A 2,709-nucleotide genomic window follows, 5' to 3' on the forward strand; every position below is an offset into this window, starting at 1 on the left:
GTCCGGGAGTCACCAGGTGACTCCCGGACTCCCACGTCCAGGCTGCTCGCGTCAGTTGTGCGAGTGAGGCGGCACGACCGCGCCCTCGGAGGGCTGCACGATCACGAAGCCGGCGCCCTGGAAGGCGACCTGGAACGCCTCGCCGCTGCCGCGCCCGATCAGCGCGCCGGCGGTGAACGACTTCTGCAGGCTCGTCTGCAGGCCGACCGACCAGCCGACCACCGCGTTGGTGTCGGTGAAGGTGGGCGCCTCCGCGGCGTTGAGGACCACCGGGTCACCCTCGGTGGTGACCGCGACCCAGCCGGTGCCGCGCAGGGTGGTGTTGAACAGACCGCCGGTGAGCATCCCGGCGCCCTGGACGCGCTCGATGTTCCACTGCAGGCCGCCCGAGAAGGCGAGCACATGGTCGCCGTTGATCGAGATCCCGGAGTTGTTCAGCTGGAGGATGTGGACCTCCTTGGCCGCGTCGGCCAGGAACACGTCGCCCTGACCCTCGACGCCCATCAGGCTGAGGCCCTCGCCGGTCACGGCCCGCTTGAGGAACTTGCCGACGCCGCCGCCCTGATACTTGAACTGGACGTTGCCCTGGTAGGCCACCATCGAGCCTTGGCGCGCCTGGAACGGCTCCCCGACGCGTACGCGCAGAAGCTTCTTGTTCTGCAGCACCGCTCCGGTGCCCTCGACCTCGGAGAACCGGCCGTCGATCAGGTCGCCGGAGATCCCCGCGAACGCGTCGCCGGCGGGCTGCTGGGCGTACTGGGCCTGTTGGGCCTGTTGGCCCTGATGTTCGTGCTGCGCCTGCTGGGCGAACTGGTCCGGCTGTGCCTGGGCACTCTCGGCGTACGTCGCCTGCGCGCCACGTCCCTGGCCGCCCTGCCCCTGCGCGGCCTGCCCCTGCGCGGCCCGCCCCTGTGCGGCCGGAGCCTGGGCGGCCGGTGCGGAGCCGACCTGGGTCGGAGCATCCTCCGGCGAGGCCTCGGGCGGCGTCAGCGGCGCCGTCGACTGCTGGCCGCCGGTGGAGATGTGCTCGGTCCACTGGCTCCCGTCGTAGTAGCGAAGCTCGGCCCGACCGGTCGGGTCTGGGTACCAGGCTGCGTCCGTCATCTCTAACCCCTACGTTTGTGGACCCACGTCGGCCCCTCTCAACCCATCCTGACATGCAGCCCAGCGGTCGTCGTTCCCCCGTGCGGAGATGTTTCGATAGTCACAGGTGATCACTGCGACATACCGGGCGCGAGGGTCTTCAGCTTGTCGAGCATCCGGCCCATATGAGGATCGAAGATCCCAGGGTCGGCGGTGCGGATCTCCGTGGGCGTCCACCAGCGCACGCCGGCGTACTCACGTTCGTCCGGCACCAACGGAGCGAGGTGGTCGTGGGCGAGGACGAACCAGAGGCTGACGTCGGTGTGCGCGTCCGGGCGGTCCGGTCGGGTCGTGGTCACCGTGATGAACAACGGACGCGGTCCGAGGTCTGGGTGGAACCGCGCCTCCACACCCAGCTCCTCGACACACTCCCGCCGAACGGTCTCGACCGGGTTCTCGCCAGGCTCGACGTGACCGCCGGGCGGCAGCCACAGACCTGACTTGCGGTGATCGCCCAGCAGAACGTGATCACTGGCCGGGTCGACCAGCAAGAAGTAGGAGACCAGATGCTTGATGGGCACCGTCGGGGCGCTGCTTCGACGGAACACGTCGCCGGTCACGCACAGCCAGGCCGATGCGTCGGCGATGTGGTCGCTCTCGAGTGCGTCCATCGGCTCGATCGAGTCCACCATGATCGTGATGTCGGTCAGCAAACGGTCCTCTGAGCTCATGGCCGGCAGCCTAGGCAAAGCCACCGACACTCTGGCTCGATGACGCGTCGCGGTGACCGCGACACGATGTGACGGTTGTCGCAGGTCGTTGCACTGCATGGGTGTGCGCCGCTAGCGTTTCGATGTTTCATCCGGATGTCCGTGCGGGGGTACGCAATGACCGAGACGTCGATCAGCATCGACAAAGAGCTGTTGGCCGAGGCGAGGAAGATCGCGGGTACGACGACCAACCAGGCTGCTATCGACCACGCGCTGCGGGATCTGGTCGAGCGCGAGGCCGCCGCGGCCGAGTTCGACCGCATCGTCGAGCGGGAGCTCGGCGACACGAAGGTCACGCTGGAGTTCTAGGCGATCTTCGAGCTGACCGCGTCCAAGGGGATCGGCCAGAAGTCCTTGTCGGTGGCGAGGTGGATGACCTCGACCGGAACCGCCGCAGCCCCGCACGCGGCGTAGAGATCCGCGGCGTTCTTCAGGTCGGACGGATGCGGGGAGCCGCCCCCGGGGCGGCACAGCAGGAAGGCGACCCGGTCGAAGCCCAGGTCGTCGGCCAGGTCGCTCATCATCGTCGCGACGCTCGTCGCGCCATCGGCACCGACCTCGGCGGGCATCTCCTCGATCTGGCACAGCTGCGGGAACGGCACGCCGTCGGCGCCGATGAACATGAACCACAGCCGTGGCTCGGGCCAACCGAGCGGATTGATCAGATGCCGCCAGGCGGCCTCGACGTCGGCCTGGGTGCGGAGGACTGGGGCGTACGGAGTCTTGGTCATGGGCCTACGGCATCACGGCCCGGGGACCAGGACAACGACGATCTCGGCGCCTGTGGATAACTCTGCTCATCCACAGGGATTGGCCCGCAAGTGGCCCGTCAGGGCACCAGTCGGGCCTCAGGTCC

General features: G+C 68.4%; 4 protein-coding genes. 1 reads left to right on the forward strand and 3 read right to left on the reverse strand.

Going from position 1 to position 2,709, the window contains the following annotated elements; translation table 11 throughout:
- Positions 1-51: 51 nt before the first annotated feature.
- Both ACRDPS_RS02410 and ACRDPS_RS02415 read right to left on the reverse strand, forming a co-directional pair.
- Positions 52-1,104, reverse strand: a complete 1,053-nt coding sequence (locus ACRDPS_RS02410) for an AIM24 family protein (RefSeq protein WP_431500022.1) — start codon at positions 1,102-1,104, stop codon at positions 52-54.
- 110 nt (positions 1,105-1,214) lie between these two features.
- A complete protein-coding gene (locus ACRDPS_RS02415) occupies positions 1,215-1,814 on the reverse strand; it encodes an NUDIX hydrolase (RefSeq protein ID WP_431500023.1) in 600 nt (199 codons plus the stop codon).
- Positions 1,815-1,970: 156 nt separating this feature from the next.
- Here ACRDPS_RS02415 and ACRDPS_RS02420 point away from each other — a divergent pair, with 156 nt between their 5' ends.
- Positions 1,971-2,162, forward strand: a complete 192-nt coding sequence (locus tag ACRDPS_RS02420) for a type II toxin-antitoxin system VapB family antitoxin (protein WP_431500024.1) — start codon at positions 1,971-1,973, stop codon at positions 2,160-2,162.
- Here the strand turns inward: ACRDPS_RS02420 and ACRDPS_RS02425 are convergent.
- A complete protein-coding gene (locus tag ACRDPS_RS02425) occupies positions 2,159-2,584 on the reverse strand; it encodes a hypothetical protein (protein WP_431500025.1) in 426 nt (141 codons plus the stop codon). The two genes, ACRDPS_RS02420 and ACRDPS_RS02425, sit on opposite strands and share 4 nt — an antisense overlap.
- Positions 2,585-2,709 lie beyond the last annotated feature (125 nt).

Source organism: Nocardioides sp. (assembly GCF_050699375.1).
In the GTDB taxonomy this organism is placed as follows: domain Bacteria; phylum Actinomycetota; class Actinomycetes; order Propionibacteriales; family Nocardioidaceae; genus Nocardioides.

What these genes read in the sequence shown, in the direction of transcription:
- ACRDPS_RS02410 (WP_431500022.1), bottom strand. Translation starts at nt 1,104, where the DNA reads ATGACGGACGCAGCCTGGTACCCAGACCCGACCGGTCGGGCCGAGCTT.
- ACRDPS_RS02415 (WP_431500023.1), bottom strand. Translation starts at nt 1,814, where the DNA reads ATGAGCTCAGAGGACCGTTTGCTGACCGACATCACGATCATGGTGGAC.
- ACRDPS_RS02420 (WP_431500024.1), top strand. Translation starts at nt 1,971, where the DNA reads ATGACCGAGACGTCGATCAGCATCGACAAAGAGCTGTTGGCCGAGGCG.
- ACRDPS_RS02425 (WP_431500025.1), bottom strand. Translation starts at nt 2,584, where the DNA reads ATGACCAAGACTCCGTACGCCCCAGTCCTCCGCACCCAGGCCGACGTC.